We start from the raw sequence: 19,868 nt of genomic DNA, 5'->3' as shown, positions 1-19,868 counted from the left end.
ATATCGCGCCACGAACCGTTGCATTCAGCTTCTCCTGAGAGAACCCGAAAATAATCGTCCAATGGAACGACATCGTCGGGTTACCCCTCCAAATCTCCTTGAGAATCAGCTCGCGGACAAGGAACTCCTTTCGATCCAAATCCTTCTTCACGAACCAGAGAGCAAATTCGCTCGCTTCACTCTTGTAGAAGTCATTGAGGGACCGGCAGGATTCCGACATGGCCTTGATCATGAGCTCCAACAGTTCACACTGAAGCTCCTCACGGAGCGAGTCGCTGTTGATCTGCTTCATCAGGTCATATGCCTCTTCCAACTTCCCGTCAAACAGGAGTGGGAAGATCCGGAAGTTGACCAGAGTTGCATCAGTGGAGAGATCTTCCCGGGAGACATAGTTCCGGTACAGCTTGGCAGCATCGGTCAGGTACGTGTCAATAACGTTCATCATGTTACCTTTCATGAATCTACCAACAAAGTAGTAGAACAATCGCTCCTTGGTGGCGATTAACTAGTTCAAGCATATCATAATCCTTTCTAGTACTCACATAGAATTATTTATTTTTTAAAATTTACCATATTAATATGCTAAATCAAAGTAGTATCTCATATATAATTTGCTAATTTCGGATTATAAATTTGATAAAACTTTATATTCATCATCATCTTTTCACTAAACTTGCTTCACACTCTCCTAAAACTTAAAAAGCCCGTTTTAAGCACCCCTTGATACTTGCCTACATAGCATACCATTAGTTACCGCTTGGGAAGGGGATTTTTATGGGGCTACAAAAAATACAGCTACAAATTGTTCCGGAGCATCAGTTTACAAATGACAGCAATATCATCATGAGTCGCTCAGTGGCCCTAGCCCTTGGCATAAAAGAGCAACCTTTTTGGGTTACTTTTGGAAATGCAGCTGATACGGCTTATCTTTCCTTGAGTAATCGTTCTGGTAACTTGGTGCGTATCCATGAAAAACTAGCGGAAAAATTGAACTTGCGATCACAACCTTCTATTTACGCACAGTATGATGAGAAAGCGATGAGCTTAAAATTCGGGCCATTGTTTGGAGTGTTAATCAACACCACACCTAACTCAAAACAAGAACATGTCCTAGGACCGCTCACTAAATTTTTGGATGAATGTGTACTGGCTGGCATTGCTCGTGGCACTACGGTAGCTGTTTTTCAACCAAATAAAATTGAACTAGAAACACGATTGATTACTGCTTGGGTAAAAGAAAAAGGAAAATGGGTCATCACGAAAATTCCTTATCCAGATATCATTTACAATCGAATCACGTCGCGTCGAATTGAAGAACAAGTTAATGTGCAAAAGAAACTAGAAAAATTGACTAGTTATCATCAGATTCCTATGTTTAATGAACGTTTTCTGGATAAGTGGCAAGTACACGATATTTTAAAGCAAGATAAATCTATTTCATCTATGCTACCAAAAACCATTCGATACAGCTTAAAAAAGGTAAAAGAATCGCTTACCCATTTTCCTTGCCTTTATCTAAAACCCACCAATGGAAGTCTTGGTGGCGGAATTATCCGCCTAAGCAGATCCCATCAAACTTATCTCTACCAATATGCCACACCTAACGGAACACATACACAAACGACGAATTCCTTCTTAGAACTAGGCAAAATATTAGCCCATCGTATTAAAAAACAACCCTATATCATCCAGCAGGGGTTATCATTGATCACTTATGATAAACGACCCGTTGATTTTCGTGTCCTCACCCAAAAAAATAAAGAGGGTAAATGGTCTGTCACATCTGCTGTAGCTCGAATTGCAAATGATCGGCAGATTGTATCCAATCTAGCTCGTGGGGGAACACTTCGCAAAGTCCATGAAGTATTGGCTGAACTCCCAGCTTTAAAGCATAAACCAACAAGTAATGATATCAGGCAAACGGCAATGAAGATTGCTAACGCATTTGAACAACACGCAAACGGACATTTTGCAGAATTAGGAATTGACCTTGCACTCGATACAAAAGGGCGAATATGGTTATTAGAAATTAATTCAAAACCATCTAAAACAGATGATACTGTCTTAAACCAAGAAGTAAAAATACGTCCATCTGTACACAAGTTATTTGATTATATCCATTTTTTAGCGGGAATTCGTAGTTCCAGACCAGCGAGGAGGAGACGACGATGATATCCAAAAAGCTCTATCGCACAATCGGAATCATTGTCTGTACACCAAAAAACGTGTTAAAAGTTCCTCCTTTTTCTGAAGCTGCCTATTTTTTTCAATTGGCCAAAATCGCAAAACAAAATCAATTGGAAATATGTATTTTTAACCCTCTGCACATCAATTGGGAAAGCCGAACAGTCCCAGCGTGGCATGTGGAAGGAAATAGGTGGAAATTTGGCACAAAAGCTCTTCCATTCGTCATTTATGATCGTTGTTATTACACCAGTACAGCACACTTCCAACAATATCGAGCCAATATACTTCGTATCCATCATGATAAAACTGTTCAGTTTCTCGGTCGAGCACTAGGCGGAAAAATGCAGACTTACAACATGCTTCAAACTAACGATGAAATTAAACCCTATCTACCAGAAACTAAAATTTACCACGGTCCCAGCAGTTTCCTTTCCATGTTAAACCAGTATCCAAAAGTTTGTATCAAACCAAACGGAGGAAGTCATGGGATTGGAGTAGTTTCCATCGAACAAGTACAAGATGGATATCATATCAGAGGTAGAAACAAAGCAAACTTTCCATTTGAAAAGCAAATCCCAACACAGCGGCAACTTGTCGCATGGGTACAGACATTTATTCAAAAAACGCGATATTTGATTCAACCCTTTTTATCACTTCAAACAGCAGACAGTTCTCCTTTTGATCTGCGAATATTGATACAAAAAAACGGAAAACAGCAGTGGGAAACAACAGGGAAAGCTATTCGTATCGGAAAAGAAAAAAGCATCACATCCAATTTACACGGGGGTGGAGATGCGAAAAAGCTAGAGCCTTTTTTAGCAGATAACTTCAATGAAGAACAAATCGAAGTTATCCATGCACAAATTGACAACATAGCTTTGATTGTTCCCCCACATATCGAAAATCAGCATGGAAAGTTAGTGGAATTAGGACTTGATGTAGGAATCGATCGCGATGCACATGTTTGGATTATTGAAGTGAACTCCAAACCAGGTCGCTCCGTCTTCCTACGGACGGGCGAAAAAGAGATCAGGAAACGTTCCATGGAACTTCCTATCCAATATGCAAAAGCTCTGCTTTCCCAGAAAGTAGGAGGATATTGATGAATTCAATCATCTGTCAAACGCAGCTATCACACACTACTCCTGCAAAAGCAATTTTTATGCCTTTAACATTATGTGACCAATTTGGTTTTTTTGATGGGCAGTCTATCAAAGTGGAGATCGGCAATCGATCTGTTATCACTAGGGTCATTGCTACCAAAACAACAGCAGAAAAAATTATCTTCACGCCTTCAATAGCAAGACAATTATCTCTACCTCACACTGGTAAAATGCGAGTTCTCGTCCAAAATCGCACTCTTAAATTTGGACCAGTGATTGGTATATTAACTACAGGATTCCAAGCCAATATCGCAATGCCTTTCGGAGGAAGATCATCTTTATTTCGAAGCTTTATCCAAGCTGGAGACAGTGAAAAACCAATCATCTATGTATTTACCCCTGAAATGATCGATTGGCAAAATAAAGTGGTTACAGCTTGGTATTTTCGATTGGGAAAATGGATGAAACATGTGTCTCCTCTCCCAGATGTGATTTATGAAAGAATTCCAAATCGGAAATCGGAAAATCTAGCCCAAGTACAAAGCTGTATTAGTCGTTTGAAATCACTTACCAAATGCCAAATATTTAATCAAGGCTTCTTTAATAAATGGTCTGTTCACGAATGGTTGTTTCAGAATGAAGAAACAAAAAATTATATCCCTGAAACCGTTTTGTCTCCTTCCATTCAAACTCTGCAACAGATGTTAGAAGAACATGAGATGGTCTACTTAAAACCGATTCGCGGCAGTCTCGGGCTTGGAATATTCCGTATTACCTACTCTCCTTCAAAAGGATACTTTTGTCGTTTTCATGGAGGAGAACGAAATGTTCTTCACCGATTTACGACACTTGAATCCCTTTTATCTCACTACTTCCGCAAAAACAAACAAAGATTTAAAGGATATCTCGCCCAACAAGGAATTCGACTAATCCGTATCCAAAACCGGCCTGTCGATTTTCGAGTCCATATTCACAAAGACAGCTCGGATGATTGGAAAGTAGTGGGAATTGGCAGCAAATTAGCAGGTGTTGGTTCTGTTACCACCCATGTTCGAACTGGAGGAACACTACTATCAACCCGACAACTTTTTGAAAAAAACTTCGGTGACAGGTCCAAACAAATACTGCAATCATTGGAAGATACGGCCATTCGTATCGCAGAAGTATTAGAAGAAAATGCAGATGGTCCATTAGGTGAGATCGGAATGGATATGGGGATTGATCAGGATGATCGAATTTGGTTATTCGAATGCAATGCCAAACCAGGAAGACATATTTTCGATCACCCAAGTTTACGAGAAGCCGGTCGCCAATCGGCTAAATGCATCACAGACTACAGCATGAAATTAGCTCAATTTGTATAGGGAGGAGGAAAATCATGCAAATACCTAAAATCGGTTTGTTAGAATTAAATACTTCCTCCTCTCCTTTGCTATACTATCCAATAAAACCGAACAAAAATACGAGCCAAAAACCAATAGATGTATCACTTGGAGACAATCTATCAAGCCTTATTCAAGTCCAAAAACATCCGGCACCACTTCGGAAGATCAATCATTTACCTGTAAGAAGGAAAAAAACAGCACAGGGCAGCTATCAATTAGGACCTTTTGTAGCAATCTTAACAAGTGATCGCAGAACACCATTTGCAGGAAACCACCAAAATTTTGCAGATTTGATCCAAATGGGAAAACAGCTGGGAATAACGGTATATGTCTTGACTCCAAAAGGAATTCAAGAAGAAAAATCGTTTGTAAATGGCTATCTCTTGCAGAACTCGAAACCAAGGCCACAATTTCACCAAAAACTGCTGCCATTTCCAAATGTCATCTATAACCGTGTACCTTATCGCAGCGAAGAAAGATCTAACGAGGTCATCCAAGCGATCAAGTATTTAAAACAAAAAAAAGTGCCTATTTTTAACCCTTATTTTTTCAATAAATGGTCCCTATACAAGGATTTGAATACAACGGCTTGCCAGACTCACCTGCCTGCTACAACCAAGTTATCTGACTATGCCTCTTTCCGCCAAATGATGCTCCAACACACATCATTGATCCTAAAACCGATAGAGGGAAAAGCAGGTATCGGCATGATGAAAGTGGAAGGAAATGGACCATATACCCTTACTTACCAAACAAAAAAGCAAAAACAACGCCTAAACATTTCTAAGCTGCCACAAGTATATGAACAGATCAAAAAGCGCACCAAAAACAGACCTTATCTTCTCCAACAAGCTATTGAACTCGCAACTTACCAAGATAGACCCTTTGATATTCGCATGTTGGTGCAAAAAGATGGGACAGCAAATTGGAAAATATCCGGAATTGGGGTGCGCATTGCAGGGCAAAGAGCTATTTCAACCCATGTACCAATGGGGGGAAGGATTGAAAGCTTAGAACGGGTATTAGTTAGTACTTTCCCACGGCAAAAGGAAACACTTCAGCAGCGTTTAGAACAACTTGGCATTTCATTCGCAAAAGAAATCGAGGAAAAAACAGGAGAAACACTTGGAGAAATGTCGATGGATATTGGTATTGATAAACTCGGAAAACTATGGTTTTTTGAAGCAAACGCCAAACCACAGAAATTCGATGAACCGATAATTCGCGCCAGATCATTACGTAGAATATTAGAATATGCACTCTATTTGTCTGGTTTTCCATCTTATCGACGAAGGGTTGTTTCGGAATGAAAATAACTACCTTTACATTACCAAACCTCCAACCATATCGACAGAAGATAATCTTATTTTTGCGTAAAAATGGCGAAGGTAGAATTACCCACCGGGCTCTCCGTTGGTTATCTCGTATTACAACGAGCGAAAACGAAGACACACCTGGTTCCATTGCACTTGTCGCTTTAGAAGAGAAACAATTAGCTGGAGTGATGATCTTCAGCCGTTATGGGATCGAGGAAGCGATTACCGCTGTTCATCCTCGATATCGGAAGCAAGGAGTCGGGGAAGCACTCCTGATGGAGGCAAAAGAAAGATTAGGGAAAGTATATACAAAAGTGGCATGTGATAATGCAGCTAGTTTGAAATTATGTTTTCGTTGTGGATTACGAGCGTTTTCCTTATTCAAAGGACCAACGGGTAAGCCGACGTTATGGTTAGGCGGCGGAGACTATGATCCAAATGACATTCAATAAAAAAGCACATTCTTAAAAAGAATGTGCTTTTTTATCGCTCTTCATAACTTTGTATAATTTAATCGGAAAGTCATCATAATGTTATATATTTTTAATATTTATAACAATACTTCTATTATAATTTAAATATCCTATTGAATTAGGAAAATTAGGAGGTGGAATTATTTTGAATAAGCTAAGCTACCTTGGTTTCAGCTTTATTATCGCTCTTTCTATCTTTGTTTCTACACTCAGTATTGGTTCTAAATCCGTGAGTGCTATGCCAAAAGACGGTACCAATCCCTACACGACTGGTTGTGCCTCCAAAAAACTAATTATATATGAAACTACTTATATTAAGCATAATAACAAAACAATTGGCTACATCCAATTAAGGGGAAGCGCTTATTGCCACACTGCTTGGGCTTTTGTCAAACTATATTCTCCTGCTCCAACCAATAACTATGTCAATGCGTATGTACAGCGTGGTAATCCTCGTGGTTGGGAACAGAGTTGTAATTCCTCAGGTGGAAACAAAGCTGTTCAGTATAAGCAAACTTCTTGTTACACCCCGCAAATCTGGGATAAAGATCCTTACAGAGCTCGAGCAAAAGCATATTTTACTCAAGCAAAATATACAGCTGCTACTAGTTTTCATTAAAAGTAATGCCCTTACTACTGACCAAAGGTCAGTAGTTTTTATTTTTAATTACTTAGTAAAAACAAAAAAAAGAACTATACTTCCACCCCTTACGGTAACTCCTTTTAGATGGGTATAATAAACAGATGAAAAAATGATTAGGGAAATAGTAATGAAAACGAATAACAAACAGAAAGGATCTCCTATGACAAACAAAGGATGGAACTTAGATAACAGTTATACACATCTTCCAAATATTTTTTTTACGGAAGTTCAACCAACTCCTGTACACTCACCAAATTTAATCGTACTAAACCGACCATTGGCAAAGTCTCTTGGACTAAACATCGCACAATTGGAAAGCGATACTGGAGTACAAGAATTGGTTGGAAACCGAATTCCAGAAGGTTCTATCCCGCTTGCACAAGCATATTCAGGACATCAATTTGGACATTTTACGATGTTAGGGGATGGACGAGCTGTACTGCTCAGCGAGCAAATCACACCGTCAAAAGAGCGATTTGACATTCAGCTGAAGGGAGCAGGTATTACACCATACTCACGTGGTGGCGATGGACGTGCTGCACTTGGTCCTATGCTTCGTGAATACATCATCAGTGAAGCTATGTACGGGCTTGGTATTCCTACCACCCGGAGTCTAGCAGTAACGAAAACTGGTGAACCCGTCTATCGAGAAACAGAGCTGCCTGGTGCAGTTTTAACTCGGGTTGCTTCTAGTCACATCCGTGTAGGAACCTTCCAATATGCAGCAAATCGGAGATCGAAAGAGGAGCTTCAAATTTTTACTGATTACACCATACAAAGGCATTATCCAGAAATCCAAGATGAAGAAAATCGTTTCTTTTTGTTTTTGCAAAAAGTGATGGACCGCCAAGCGGCATTGATCGCGAAGTGGCAATTAGTAGGCTTTGTACATGGTGTCATGAATACAGATAACATGACCATCAGCGGAGAAACGATTGATTATGGGCCCTGTGCATTTATGGATATATATGACCCAGCAACCGTATTTTCATCCATTGATATGCAAGGTCGCTATGCCTATGGAAATCAGCCGAAAATCGCGAATTGGAATCTTGCCCGTTTTGCAGAAACACTCTTGCCTTTGCTGCATGATGATCAAGAACAAGCGATCCAAATTGCTCAAGAAGCGATTTCCAACTTTCCAAGTTTATATCGCAATTATTGGCTCAAAGGCATGAGAGAAAAATTAGGATTATTCCTAGAAGAACCACAAGACCAATCTTTAATAGAAGAACTTTTGAAACTGATGGAGCAATATAAAGCTGACTACACCAACACGTTTCGAGCATTGACTTTTGACAACATAGAGGGGCAAGCACTGTTTGAAACGGTTGAATTTACTGCTTGGTATGCAAAATGGCATGAAAGACTTGGAAAACAACAAGAATCATTTGACACAGCACAAGTACTGATGAAAAGTAGCAATCCTGCCGTGATCCCCCGCAATCATCGAGTGGAAGAAGCGCTTGAAGCGGCGGTAGGAAGCGAAGATTACGATGTGATGAACCGGCTTCTCCAAGCCCTTTCCCATCCTTATGCCCACTCTGCTGAGCAAGAAGCATACTTCCTGCCATCTGAGCAACCAACAGCATATGTTACCTATTGTGGTACTTAGTGGAATGAATATAACAAAGAACCAGCTCAAGATTGCTGATTCTTCTTGATAAGAAAAAAATCCGTGAAACATTCACGGATTTTTTCTTTATTTTATAACGCGCTTAGCGCCAATATAACCTTGTTTTAACCAAGCATGATCTAAACTCTCATATTGTACACCTTTTGATCCCCAAGTGTGGAGAATCTGGTTATTACCAGCGTAGATACCAACGTGTGCAATTTGCCCTCCAGAGCTAGAGGTAGAGAAGAACAATAGATCTCCTTTTTTGATTTGATCACGTGCTACACTTGTACCTTGGGTGTACTGTTGACGGGAACTGCGAAGTAAGCTGATTCCATTTTGTTTAAATACATACTGAGTAAAGGACGAGCAATCAAAAGTCTTCGTCTGACCAGATGCAGCCCCATATTGGTAAGGAGTGCCCAGGTATTTTTCCCCAGTCGCGATAATCTTGTCAGCTAGAGCATTACTTGATTGGTCTGTTGATCCATTATCAGTAGTAGAACCTGTATTACTTGTAGAACCTGTATTACCTGTGCTTCCAGTAGAGCCTGTGTTGCTGGAACTGGAGTTGTTATTAGAAGTAGAATTATTGGTACCTGTATTACTAGAACTACTTCCACTATTGGTGCTGGAACTTGTATTTGAATGAGCAGTAGGCGCTTGTTTACCAGTTATACTGTAGTACATTTGGTTAACACGCGACATCGTGCTACTTGTACTTGCAGCAGCAGCATTACTTTGCACAAATGGAAATGCAAATGTAGAAATGGCCATAGCGGATAATGTTACAATACCTATTTTGATGTTTTTATGATTAAGCATCAAATCCTCCTTTAGATTACATGTTCTTCCGGAAGTTAATTTTATTGTAACATAGATATACCTTAAATTTTTAGGGAAAATATGTAAACTCCACAAACTGATTTGCTTTTAGAATATGTAGAAAATAAATATAAAAGTAGATATACTATAGAGGAAGAGTACCCGGCAAGCGGTACTCTCATGGATTCAGGAGGAACGACATGTTCAGTGTCACCGACCCGCCGGAGAACCCTCCCCAGACGCCCGGGGAGGGCGACAGCAAGAGCAAGGGCGGTTCCGGTCAGCCCGAGTTCTGACGGACCTCTCTGAATGAGAAGACGGCTCCCCTGCACAGCAGTGGGAGCCGTCGCCGATTTTATAAAAACCTGCGCACACATTTCTTGCCATTGTAACTAAAGACGACATCTCGTTTATCGATCACAGTCTGCAAATGGACATTTCTTCCCCAGAGCTCATAAACATGGGGGAGTGTTTTCTCCAAATACTTCACATCAAGCTCCATTCCCTCATACAAGTGATGCAAAAACAATTCCCCATTGCGGGCGTAATCTCCATCTTTTACCATGATGACAGGATGGCCGCCATTCACTCGGCTAGTCACCAATTGATCACGCACATTTTCCCAGTCTTTATCGGAAACTTTCCAATCATTCCCTTGTTTTTGGAACACATACATATCCAGCTTATCTACTAAATCTTTGGTTAAATAATTGCGGATAAAAGAGATATCCGAATCCAATTCCCGTACTTCAAACAGCTTCTCTCTGCCTTGACTGGGCTTTCTTCCCAGCAGTTTGATTTCTTCTTCTGTCGGATTATCCCAGCGTCGCTCGATATCTTCCAGCATTTTCAACCCCAAGTAATAAGGGTTGATTGACGTAGTAGACGGTTGTAAGACAGATGCGTTTAACTTGGCAAATTCAATGGTTTCTGCTTCTGTCAAATCGAGCTCACGCATAATGCGAATATGCCAATAGGACGCCCAGCCTTCATTCATAATTTTCGTTTCGAGTTGCGGCCAAAAATAAAGCATTTCTTCTCGCAAAATCGTCAAAATATCTTGATGCCAATCTTGCAGTACTCGACTGTGGTTCATAATAAAAAGCAATATATCTTTCTCCGGTTTTTCCGGGAAACTCCGAGTTAAGCTCGGTTTTTGGGGTTCTTCTTCGCCGTCTAACTTCCATAGATCATCATAAGGAGTTGCTTTTTGCCCCTCTATTTTAGTAGAATGCCTCCTCGGTTTAGGGGCGAGTATGCTGGGATTAATATGTTCTTGAACCGCAAGCACATGATCCAAAAATTGTTCTACCTCATCTTTCCCGTAAGTCAGTTCATATTCTCGAATCCGTTCTGCACTTGCTGACATGCTTTCGACCATATCCCGAGATGTTTTAGAAAAACGGTAGTTATTTTTGAAAAAATCGCAGTGTGCCAATACGTGGGCAACAATCAGTTTATTTTGAATGAGACTATTTCCTTTTAATAAGAAAGCATAGCAGGGGTTAGAGTTGATCACCAGCTCATAGATTTTACTCAAGTTAAAATCATACGAAAGCTTCATCTTGTGAAAAGCCTTACCAAAACTCCAGTGAGAAAAACGAGTCGGCATTCCATAAGCGCCAAATGTATAGATGATATCTGCTGGGCAAATCTCATAGCGCATGGGATAAAAATCAAGCCCAAAGTGAGTCGCAATCTCCGTTATTTCCTCAATCGCGTATTCCAAATCTTTTTGCTCACTCAACGTGACTCACCCCTTTTTGTAGTTATATCTTTCTTTTCCCTTCAGCTATCATTTGATAAACACACATTTATACCACCTGCCCAAGATGAACATACTAAGACCGACTTATTCACTTGGAGGGATCTAGGTTTGAATTATACACTGTTACAAGATCAAATCCGCATAAATCTTAAAGACGAATCTACAGATGTATATGAATTACTTAATCCCTTACAACCTTATGACATCGCTGAAGTAGTCAAAGGATTAGAACATGAAGAACGGTTACAGCTTCTTCCTTTGATCCCGATCTCATTAGCCGCAGAAACAATCGAATACTTGGACCCTGAGTTGCAATATCATATTTTGCAGCACTTACCGATTTCCTTTTCCACACCTCTGTTTAAACAAATGTCCAGTGACACAGTAGTCGATATGCTGCTTGCCATCCATCCCCTCCAAGCAGAACGTTTACTCGATCTGCTTCCTTTGGACTATCGGAGAAAAATCAATCAACTGATGACCTACCCAGAAAATACTGCGGGAAGTTTGATGACAGTTGATTTTATTTCTGCAAGAACGTACTGGAATATAGAGCAGACATTACAGCATATTCGCAAAGTCGGTCATGAGGCAGAGCTCGTTTCCTATATTTACGTCACCGATACCCGCGGAATTCTAGTAGGTGTCGTTTCTTTAAAAGAATTGATTTTCGCCTCACCTGATACGAAATTGGAAAACATCGTGACTGAAGATGTAGTCTGTGTTCCTGCTGAAATGGAACAAGAAGAAGTAGCTATTATCTTATCCCGATATGATTTGATGGCGCTGCCGGTCATCAACCATGAACGAAGACTTGTTGGAATTATCACCGTCGATGATGTATTTGATGTCATTCAAGAAGAAGCAACAGAAGATTTTCAAAAATTAGGAGGAAGCCAGCCATTAGAAGATACGTATTTTAAGACGAGCAGTTTTCAGTTATTCAATAAACGGATCATCTGGTTATTGGTATTGTTTATCGGCGGTGCTTATACTTCCAATGTACTTTCCCATTATCAAAATGCAGTAAATCAGGTAGTTGCACTATCTTTCTTTATCCCTTTGTTAATTGGAACAGGTGGTAATACAGGTTCACAGATTGTCAGCACACTGGTACGAGCACTCGGAGTTGGAGAAGTAGCTTTTAAAGATGTATTTCGCGTGATTAAAAAAGAGCTTCTCACAGGGGTGCTGCTCGGTGTGTGTCTCGGGATTGTCGCATATATTCGTGCACTGTTGCTGCATGTCGAGTTAAATATCGGATATGTCGTCGCTTTATCCGCTTTAGCAATTGTTCTGTGGTCGTCTCTTGTCTCAGCCTTTTTACCTTTATTATTACATCGTTTAAAAATCGATCCAGCGGTTGTTTCTGGTCCATTGATCTCTACATTAGTCGATGGTACTGGGTTAATCATTTACTTTTCGATTGCGCAATTGATTTTGCATGTTTAATTTTGCAAGAAAACATTTACCAGCCTTTATGCAACCCATATAATGAGGGTACCGATTAGTGTAAAGCTCACTAATTACCTGTCCTCGTCCTCTTTAGATGGGAAAAATATGCTAGCCCAAGTGCTCGCTTTCCTGTACATCACAGGAAGCCTGGTGCATGCTGTGTACCAGCACCAGTACACACAGGAATACACCCTTAGAGCAATCGAACAGGAAACACCTCATGATTTAACTACAGAGCTGCCTAAGGTGGGAGTTATTGTTCCTGTCTTCAACGAGAAACTCTACAGTTTTCGAAAGACACTAGCGAGGATCAAAAAACTCCGTTATCCACAACACCTCCTAGAAGTTTACGTCGTCAATGACGGCTCTTTCAGGAAAGTGGGTCAGGAAGAGAAACGGGAAAAATTCGAGAAGCTACTTTCGGAATACGCCAATCTTCCTAACTGGACAGTCATCACTGGCCATCCCAATGAAGGAAAGCGCAGAGCACAGAACCGCGCCTTCCAGCTTGCCAAAACGGCTTGCGGTTACATCTACTTCGTCGACAGTGACTGTCTTCCCAACAAGCACATTATCAAGCATTTCCTCGCGAAAATGTTTGATGGCGTGGCAGGAGTCTGCGGCAATATGGGTGTTTCCAACCCTGCTGCCAGCTGGATGACTCGGCTGCTGGTGATCCGTTACTCGCTTGGCACATCCGTTGAGCGTGCGTCCGAGAGCATTTTTGGATACGTCTGGTTGGTGCCTGGTCCGGCATCTTTCTACTCCACTCCCTTCCTCGAAGAGGTCTGGGAGGATTACCAAAACCAGCGGTACAAGGGTAAATTGTGTTCGAATGGTGATGATCTATACCTTACCAACCTCTGTATCCAGAGAGGGTACCGAATCGCCTACGCTGATCAAGCTGTCGTCACCACCACTGTCCCTGTAACCCTTTCTGGCTATTTGCAGCAGCAGGCACGCTGGAACCGGGACAAGTACCGGGACTGCGTGATGACGCTTCGATCCGCTTATAAGGCTGGCTGGTACCCGTTGCTGGCTGGTGTGAACCGAATGATCTTCCCCTTTCTGTTCCTAATCACTTCCATCCTCTGCCTCGTCGAATGGATGGTGTGGGGTAATACAGGAAGCGGGATGGCGCTCATGCTGATGATCCTCATTCGGGCGATGATCACCTACTCGGCAGTTCGAGACATCAAGGGAATGTCGATGGCTGCCGCATTGCACTTCACAGTAGTGTATGGAGCTATCCACACTACTCTCCTGCTTCCTGTCAAGCTATGGTCACTGCTCACACGAGGAGCAGGCACTTGGAAACGATAAATCCCGTTGGAGGATAGAGCACAAACACCCCAGACCGTTGACATAGTCTGGGGTGCCCTCTGTTATGGAATTATATCTCTTGTACTTTTGTTAGTTTTTCACTTAATCCCCATAGATCGAGCTGGAATTTTTCATCATAAGCTTGATAATTTGCCCTTGCTTTTGTTTTCTTATCAAAGTATTCTCCCGTTACCTTTTCTAGTTTTGGGAAAAGGGTAAGATGTAAAATGGCATCAGCACCAGTTTTAACACGACCCAATGGCAGGACTTTACTCTCTCGTACCATTTTTGTATTGAGTAAGGAACCAGGGTGGAGACAGTTTACTGTTATGGGATAATCAGCACATTTTTTTGCTAATAAAAATGTAAATGCGGTAAGTGCCAGTTTACTGCGTTTGTAAGCATGAAAAGGAGAATAATTCTGTTCTAACATGATATTGGATAAATCAATGGGATCTTGTCCAACGGAAGACACATTTATAATTCTTGCTGACAATGATTGTTTTAAGTTTGGAAGCAAAAGATTGGTTAATAAAAATGGTGCTAAATAATTGACTGCAAGGCGCAATTCATATCCATCTTGGCTGAATTTTCTTTGATGATCGTTTAAATTGCCACTCCCGATGCCAGCATTGTTAATCAATATATCTATAGTAGGGTAATCTTTGGTTATTTGATCTGCAACTCGATATAATTCCATAAGAGAAGAAAAATCAGCAAGATAATATTTTAAGTTTTTATTTCCCGTACGTTTTTGAATTTCTTCCAATACAGCAGCACCACGTTCCGCACTTCTGCCATGAAGAAGAACCGTAAAGCCTCTGTCTGCTAGTGCTATAGCAGTCTGTTTGCCAATTCCATCTGTTGAACCAGTTATTAGAATAACTTTGTCACTCATCCCATGCGCCTCTATTCCTATGGTTTTAGGATGCTAAAATGAAGTCCACGAGCAGTAGCTGCTTCTGCAATAGCGTGATTAATATCATGCAATGGATACGTATTTGGTTGAAATGCAGTAATATCCAATAATCCCGCTTGAATTAGGCTGGCAATTTCCGCAGGTGCATCATTGGGATACATGGAAGACCCTGTAATCGTAAGTTCTTTTGTGAGAACAGTAAGGTAAGACAGAGGAATATCTACTAATACACCTCCAGCAAATACAGCCGTTCCTTTTTGTTTTAATATAGATAATCCTGCATTTACAAGTGATGAATGATTCATTAACCCGACAACATCAATGAGGACATCTGCTTCTCCAATATTAGAAGCAAATATAGTCTCATAATCCCCTTCCTGATCTGGTAAAGGGATGCTTTGAATACGTTTTGGATTTAACTTTGAAATGGATTGAAGGACATCTATGTTTCTTCCAACAGCATAAATTTTGGATACTCCCAGTGCTAGAGCGACGAGTACAGAAGCAGTCCCTAAATTACCTGTTGCACCATTGATGACGACAGATTGACCAGGAGAAAAATTGCTCCGCAGAAAAGCACCATATGCAATACTTAAATAATACATACAAGCGAGATGAGCATCGTCGTAATGACTGATATGGTCAATCGGTGTAACACATTCAACTGGATAAACAGCCTGCTGGGCAAATGTACCTTCTTTCCATTGGTTTAATAAGTTCTCACAATTAGCAGTCAAACCAATCCAGCCTTTTAAAATCCGCTCTGGGTTCGTAGTGTTATTTCTGGAGGAAATGAGTGGACTGCAAAATACTTTTTGTCCAATCCTGATATCCGTCACATCTTCCGCTACTTCTTCCACTATTCCTATTGCACATAGTCCTGGCGTGTATGGTGTTGGTAAAGCAAATGGAAATTGTCCCCCCACCACTTGGTTAGTAAAAGAAAGAATATGCGTTGCTAATACACGTATCCGAACACTAGAAGTGTGTAAGGACGGTGTGGGAAGTTCTTTCACTTCTAATGGAGTACTTACTTGATGTAAAATAGCTGCTTGCATGAGAAATCTCCCTTCCTATTTGGTATAGGCTTATGTTAATGGACATTAGATATAATAAGAAGGAGAGAGTTTCTTATCATATTGCCAATGGTAGTAGTACGACTACCAGTCTAAAAGGGGTCCTCATTTGTGAATCAATCACCAAGGCATAGGGAACTAGCAGATTTTTTAAGATCACGCCGGTTGCGTTTAACACCACAGGCAGTGGGTTTAGCCCAACAATCTACTAGAAGACGAATAAAAGGGCTTAGAAGAGAAGAAGTTGCCGCTTTATCTGGCGTTTCCATAGCTTGGTATACGTATTTGGAGCAGGGCAGACAAATAAAGGTATCGGAACAGGTTTTAGAAAGTATTGCCAGAACATTGCAGCTGGATAATGATGAGAAGAACTACTTATTTACCTTGGCTGCCTCTTGGTTAACCAAAGAAGAAAACATTTCAAAAGAACAAGTGATTTCCTCGTCTCTGCAAATGATGCTGGATGATCTACAAATTTGTCCGGCATACATAGTAGGAAATCATTGGGAAGTAATTGCTTGGAATCGGATGGCTTGTGCTGTTTTTGGAGATTTTTCGAATATGGATCAGTTAGGTAGAAATTTAATCTGGAGAATGTTTACAGATCAAACCTATCGCAATTTGTTTTTCGATTGGGAATCTATGGCGAAACGATTATTGGCTCAATTTCGGACTTATTATGCGAAAAATATTGACGATCCATGGTATATAGAAATCGTTGAAAATTTAAAGGCTGCTAGTTTGGAATTTAAGCATTGGTGGGAAGAACACGAAGTAATCGGTATACCTGAAGGAAAAAAAGGTGTCTTGCATCCTAGAGCAGGATTATTGAGTCTAGAGTACAATACATTTTTAATGGCAGAACATCAAGATATCATTTTAAATGTGTACACACCTGATGAAAAAACAGATACAAAAGAAAAATTAATAAAACTTAAGCAAGTATGGGAAAACAATAACTGACAAAACATTTTACCCCCACTTTGCAAACCAAAAAGAGGATTTGAAAAAAGTACAGCATGGATATGCGTCACCAGCCGTACATAGTGAAGCCGATGTACAACGATTTATTCAAACAGTGTTAGAATCAAAAAACAAACGTAATTATGCTCTGGTAAACGGGAAACACCCGTTTACCTTTTCCATGTAGACGGCTTTCCAGTCCTCAGACTACTACGGAAACTCCGTTGCCATAGGATTCGCGTCCCGTACATCAAAAAACCACCAACGACGGTGGTGAAAGGATATATAAGGTTACGTTCTATTATCTTTGTTCATTAGTTAGATGAAAAATGGGATAAAAGCGGAGACGGGTGACCTAACCACTTGGGAAAGATCACCCGACAGATGGCTTATCGATAAGCCTATTCCCCACTCAAACAAGCGGGGCGAACTGCGAATGCAGCTCCTTAGTCGCGACTTGAGATAGACTCCCTAGCCGCTTTTTCGCACGAAAAGACTCCAGTTCCGCCATTTTAGGCGAAACGAGTCGTCGGTGATTTTATCGCCGACACCCATTGACGATCACAGTACTGTTCGAGACGTGCGGCGCCATGATGCCCACAGTGCCACCCACGGTGACGTTGGTCACGGGTCCGCTGGAGTTGCGGCCGCTCCCCTTCACATACTCCATGTGGAGGCGTTTGTCCTCCTTGAGGATTCGGATTCGATTGGTGCCCTCCAAACCCGTTAGGGTCCAGGTGTTGCCCTCCCGGCGGAGCACCGTTTTTCCGTACTGAAGCTCCGAACCCCGAGCCATCTGGATGAGCCGCTCACGACTCAATTCGATCCTTCCGCGATACTTGATAGTGGTGGCGATGATCTCGTCGAAGTTGTTTCCGTAGATCTTCACCTCCTTGGAGGTATCAATCTTCTTGAAGTTGTCTTCGATGACCTCTACGTCTTCGTTGGTGACGATGTTCTCGAAATTGTCGGTCTCAATCAGCATTTTCGTGCGCCTTTCATTCTCGAGGAAAAGGCTTTCTTCCTTCTCTACTCCATTATACCCATAAAATTAGAAAATAGTTTGATTAGAACAAATAAATGCTCTGGTAGGCGAATGTATGATTTATAATGAAAATTGCCCATTCGGGACTGAGGCAAAGGAGAAACAAGTGAGTCAGGAAAACACAGACTACACGACCGACATGATTATGTTGACCCAGCTTGATGGTGTTTGGTATGTGTTGCTCATCGATATGCTTTGGTTGTGAAACAAAATCATCGTATGAACGATTACCTGAACAAGACCTGCTGGAAGATTATCAATATAAACGAAAACAGGACTACTCACAATGAAAGTAGTCCTGTTTTATGTTTCTTATGGCAATTGAGAAGTCCCCATCAAAAATTTATCACACTCATGCGCTACTTCTCGTCCTTCGTGAATTGCCCATACGATCAAACTCTGTCCTCTTCTCATATCTCCAGCAGCAAAAACTCCATCGATGTTGGTTTTGTACTCTCCATATTCCGCTTTGGCAAGTTTGTTTTCATGTACTACACCAAGTTGATCCATTAACTTCTCATCTGCTCCTGCATATCCGATCGCTACGAGGATTAGGTCAACAGGCCAAACTTTTTCTGTACCAACAAGTTCTTGGACATAGACTTGCCCACTGCTCTTCTTGATCACTCTCGCTTCAATGGTATGCACCTCTTTTACTTGACCTGCTGAATCACTGACAATCTTTTTCGTAATGACAGAGTACTTCCGAGGATCAGTATCAAACTTGGCTTTTGCTTCTTCATACGCATAATCTAAGGTGAAAACATAAGGGAATTCAGGCCATGGATTATCTTCTGCCCGCTCTTGCGGAAGTTGGGCATGTTTGCCAAACTGCACGACACTTTTGCACCCTTGACGCAATGCTGTGGCAATACAGTCTGCTCCTGTATCTCCTCCTCCGATCACGATGACATCTTTACCCTTTGCAGACAGACTCAATGGCGAACGCTCATCTAATACGTGTTTCGTAGACTGTGTGAGATAATCCATCGCGACATGTACACCTCTGGCAGATGCTCCTTCTACCTCTAATTTTCTCGGAACTTGAGCACCCGTACAGAGAATAACCGCATCATAATCTGCTTGAAGTTGCTGGAGCGTCACATCTTTTCCTAGCTCGGTATTGGTAACAAACTGAACTCCTTCTTGTGTCAACAAATCAACACGACGCTGAACCACCTGTTTTTCTAATTTCATATTTGGAATCCCATACATCAGCAAACCACCGATTCGATCTGCTTTTTCCAAGACAGTAACTAGATGACCTGTTTTATTTAGTTGGTCAGCAGCAGCTAAACCTGCTGGACCCGAGCCCACAATTGCTACACGTTTCCCGGTACACTTCTCAGGTGGCTGGGGAACAATCCATCCTTCTTTAAAGCCTCTATCGATAATCGCTTGTTCGATACTTTTGATCGCTACAGCGGAATCATGAAGAGCTACCGTACAAGCACCTTCACAGGGTGCAGGACAGGCACGTCCTGTAAACTCAGGAAAATTGTTCGTCATCATCAGACGATTCAGTGCTTCTTTCCAGTTTCCTTTTGCCACTAACTCATTCCACTCAGGAATATGGTTAAACAACGGACAACCATAGCTTCCACTGACAAATGCACCGGTTGAACAAAAAGGTGTTCCGCAATCCATACATCTTGATCCTTGGGCTCTTAGTTTCTCTTCGGAGAAGGGAAGATAATATTCTCCCCAATTCTGCTGGCGTTTTAATGGATTTTTCGCTTTGGGATCTTCTCTTTTAACCGTTATCAACT

Annotated in this window: 17 protein-coding genes; 11 read left to right on the top strand and 6 right to left on the bottom strand. The window is 41.2% G+C overall.

Annotated features, from left to right (window positions below; all coding sequences use genetic code 11):
• Nucleotides 1-61 precede the first annotated feature (61 nt).
• The 8 genes from AC5WOF_RS17930 to AC5WOF_RS17895 all read left to right on the top strand — a co-directional run bounded on the left by AC5WOF_RS17930 (nucleotide 62) and on the right by AC5WOF_RS17895 (nucleotide 8,722).
• The gene (locus tag AC5WOF_RS17930) at nucleotides 62-505 is read left to right on the top strand and encodes a hypothetical protein (RefSeq protein ID WP_496051313.1); all 444 of its coding nucleotides are present in this window, start codon (nucleotides 62-64) and stop codon (nucleotides 503-505) included.
• 269 nt (nucleotides 506-774) lie between these two features.
• Nucleotides 775-2,172 (top strand): YheC/YheD family endospore coat-associated protein, encoded by a 1,398-nt coding sequence (locus AC5WOF_RS17925; RefSeq protein WP_496051312.1) that lies wholly within the window; start codon nucleotides 775-777, stop codon nucleotides 2,170-2,172.
• The gene (locus tag AC5WOF_RS17920; protein ID WP_496051311.1) at nucleotides 2,169-3,290 is read left to right on the top strand and encodes a YheC/YheD family endospore coat-associated protein; all 1,122 of its coding nucleotides are present in this window, start codon (nucleotides 2,169-2,171) and stop codon (nucleotides 3,288-3,290) included. The genes AC5WOF_RS17925 and AC5WOF_RS17920 overlap by 4 nt, the downstream gene beginning before the upstream one ends.
• A complete protein-coding gene (locus tag AC5WOF_RS17915) occupies nucleotides 3,290-4,654 on the top strand; it encodes a YheC/YheD family endospore coat-associated protein (protein WP_496051310.1) in 1,365 nt (454 codons plus the stop codon). The genes AC5WOF_RS17920 and AC5WOF_RS17915 overlap by 1 nt, the downstream gene beginning before the upstream one ends.
• Before the next feature lie 14 nt (nucleotides 4,655-4,668).
• Nucleotides 4,669-5,985, top strand: a complete 1,317-nt coding sequence (locus tag AC5WOF_RS17910) for a YheC/YheD family endospore coat-associated protein (protein ID WP_496051309.1) — start codon at nucleotides 4,669-4,671, stop codon at nucleotides 5,983-5,985.
• Nucleotides 5,982-6,443, top strand: a complete 462-nt coding sequence (locus AC5WOF_RS17905; RefSeq protein ID WP_496051308.1) for a GNAT family N-acetyltransferase — start codon at nucleotides 5,982-5,984, stop codon at nucleotides 6,441-6,443. The genes AC5WOF_RS17910 and AC5WOF_RS17905 overlap by 4 nt, the downstream gene beginning before the upstream one ends.
• 166 nt (nucleotides 6,444-6,609) lie before the next feature.
• Complete coding sequence (locus AC5WOF_RS17900) at nucleotides 6,610-7,083, top strand: DUF2690 domain-containing protein (RefSeq protein WP_496051307.1); 474 nt, start codon at nucleotides 6,610-6,612, stop codon at nucleotides 7,081-7,083.
• Nucleotides 7,084-7,234: 151 nt separating this feature from the next.
• Nucleotides 7,235-8,722, top strand: a complete 1,488-nt coding sequence (locus tag AC5WOF_RS17895) for a protein adenylyltransferase SelO (protein ID WP_496051306.1) — start codon at nucleotides 7,235-7,237, stop codon at nucleotides 8,720-8,722.
• Between the two features lie 87 nt (nucleotides 8,723-8,809).
• Here the strand turns inward: AC5WOF_RS17895 and AC5WOF_RS17890 are convergent, their stop codons facing one another.
• Together AC5WOF_RS17890 and AC5WOF_RS17885 are read right to left on the bottom strand one after the other, a co-directional pair.
• The gene (locus AC5WOF_RS17890; RefSeq protein ID WP_496051305.1) at nucleotides 8,810-9,550 is read right to left on the bottom strand and encodes a C40 family peptidase; all 741 of its coding nucleotides are present in this window, start codon (nucleotides 9,548-9,550) and stop codon (nucleotides 8,810-8,812) included.
• Between the two features lie 355 nt (nucleotides 9,551-9,905).
• Nucleotides 9,906-11,297 (bottom strand): SpoVR family protein, encoded by a 1,392-nt coding sequence (locus tag AC5WOF_RS17885; protein WP_496051304.1) that lies wholly within the window; start codon nucleotides 11,295-11,297, stop codon nucleotides 9,906-9,908.
• 129 nt (nucleotides 11,298-11,426) lie between these two features.
• On the opposite strand from AC5WOF_RS17885, the gene mgtE reads away from it, so the two are divergent.
• Both mgtE and AC5WOF_RS17875 read left to right on the top strand, forming a co-directional pair.
• Nucleotides 11,427-12,770: a magnesium transporter gene (gene mgtE, locus AC5WOF_RS17880; RefSeq protein ID WP_496051303.1), complete on the top strand. Its 1,344-nt coding sequence runs from the start codon at nucleotides 11,427-11,429 to the stop codon at nucleotides 12,768-12,770.
• Between the two features lie 108 nt (nucleotides 12,771-12,878).
• Nucleotides 12,879-14,096 (top strand): glycosyltransferase family 2 protein, encoded by a 1,218-nt coding sequence (locus AC5WOF_RS17875; protein ID WP_496051302.1) that lies wholly within the window; start codon nucleotides 12,879-12,881, stop codon nucleotides 14,094-14,096.
• Between the two features lie 70 nt (nucleotides 14,097-14,166).
• Here the strand turns inward: AC5WOF_RS17875 and AC5WOF_RS17870 are convergent, their stop codons facing one another.
• Nucleotides 14,167-14,994, bottom strand: coding sequence for an SDR family NAD(P)-dependent oxidoreductase (locus tag AC5WOF_RS17870; RefSeq protein ID WP_496051301.1), 828 nt, complete (start codon nucleotides 14,992-14,994; stop codon nucleotides 14,167-14,169).
• A gap of 17 nt (nucleotides 14,995-15,011) precedes the next feature.
• The gene (locus tag AC5WOF_RS17865; RefSeq protein ID WP_496051300.1) at nucleotides 15,012-16,073 is read right to left on the bottom strand and encodes a zinc-binding dehydrogenase; all 1,062 of its coding nucleotides are present in this window, start codon (nucleotides 16,071-16,073) and stop codon (nucleotides 15,012-15,014) included.
• A gap of 129 nt (nucleotides 16,074-16,202) precedes the next feature.
• Here AC5WOF_RS17865 and AC5WOF_RS17860 point away from each other — a divergent pair, with 129 nt between their 5' ends.
• Nucleotides 16,203-17,054 carry a helix-turn-helix transcriptional regulator gene (locus tag AC5WOF_RS17860; RefSeq protein WP_496051299.1) on the top strand — a complete coding sequence of 284 codons (852 nt, stop codon included), beginning with the start codon at nucleotides 16,203-16,205 and terminating at the stop codon, nucleotides 17,052-17,054.
• Between the two features lie 538 nt (nucleotides 17,055-17,592).
• Here the strand turns inward: AC5WOF_RS17860 and AC5WOF_RS17855 are convergent.
• Complete coding sequence (locus AC5WOF_RS17855) at nucleotides 17,593-18,039, bottom strand: hypothetical protein (protein ID WP_496051298.1); 447 nt, start codon at nucleotides 18,037-18,039, stop codon at nucleotides 17,593-17,595.
• 372 nt (nucleotides 18,040-18,411) lie between these two features.
• Nucleotides 18,412-19,866 carry a glutamate synthase subunit beta gene (locus AC5WOF_RS17850; RefSeq protein ID WP_496051297.1) on the bottom strand — a complete coding sequence of 485 codons (1,455 nt, stop codon included), beginning with the start codon at nucleotides 19,864-19,866 and terminating at the stop codon, nucleotides 18,412-18,414.
• Nucleotides 19,867-19,868 lie beyond the last annotated feature (2 nt).

The sequence above is a fragment of the Shimazuella sp. NTD250 genome (assembly GCF_059510375.1).
This window is presented reverse-complemented; position numbering and strand designations above follow the sequence as displayed.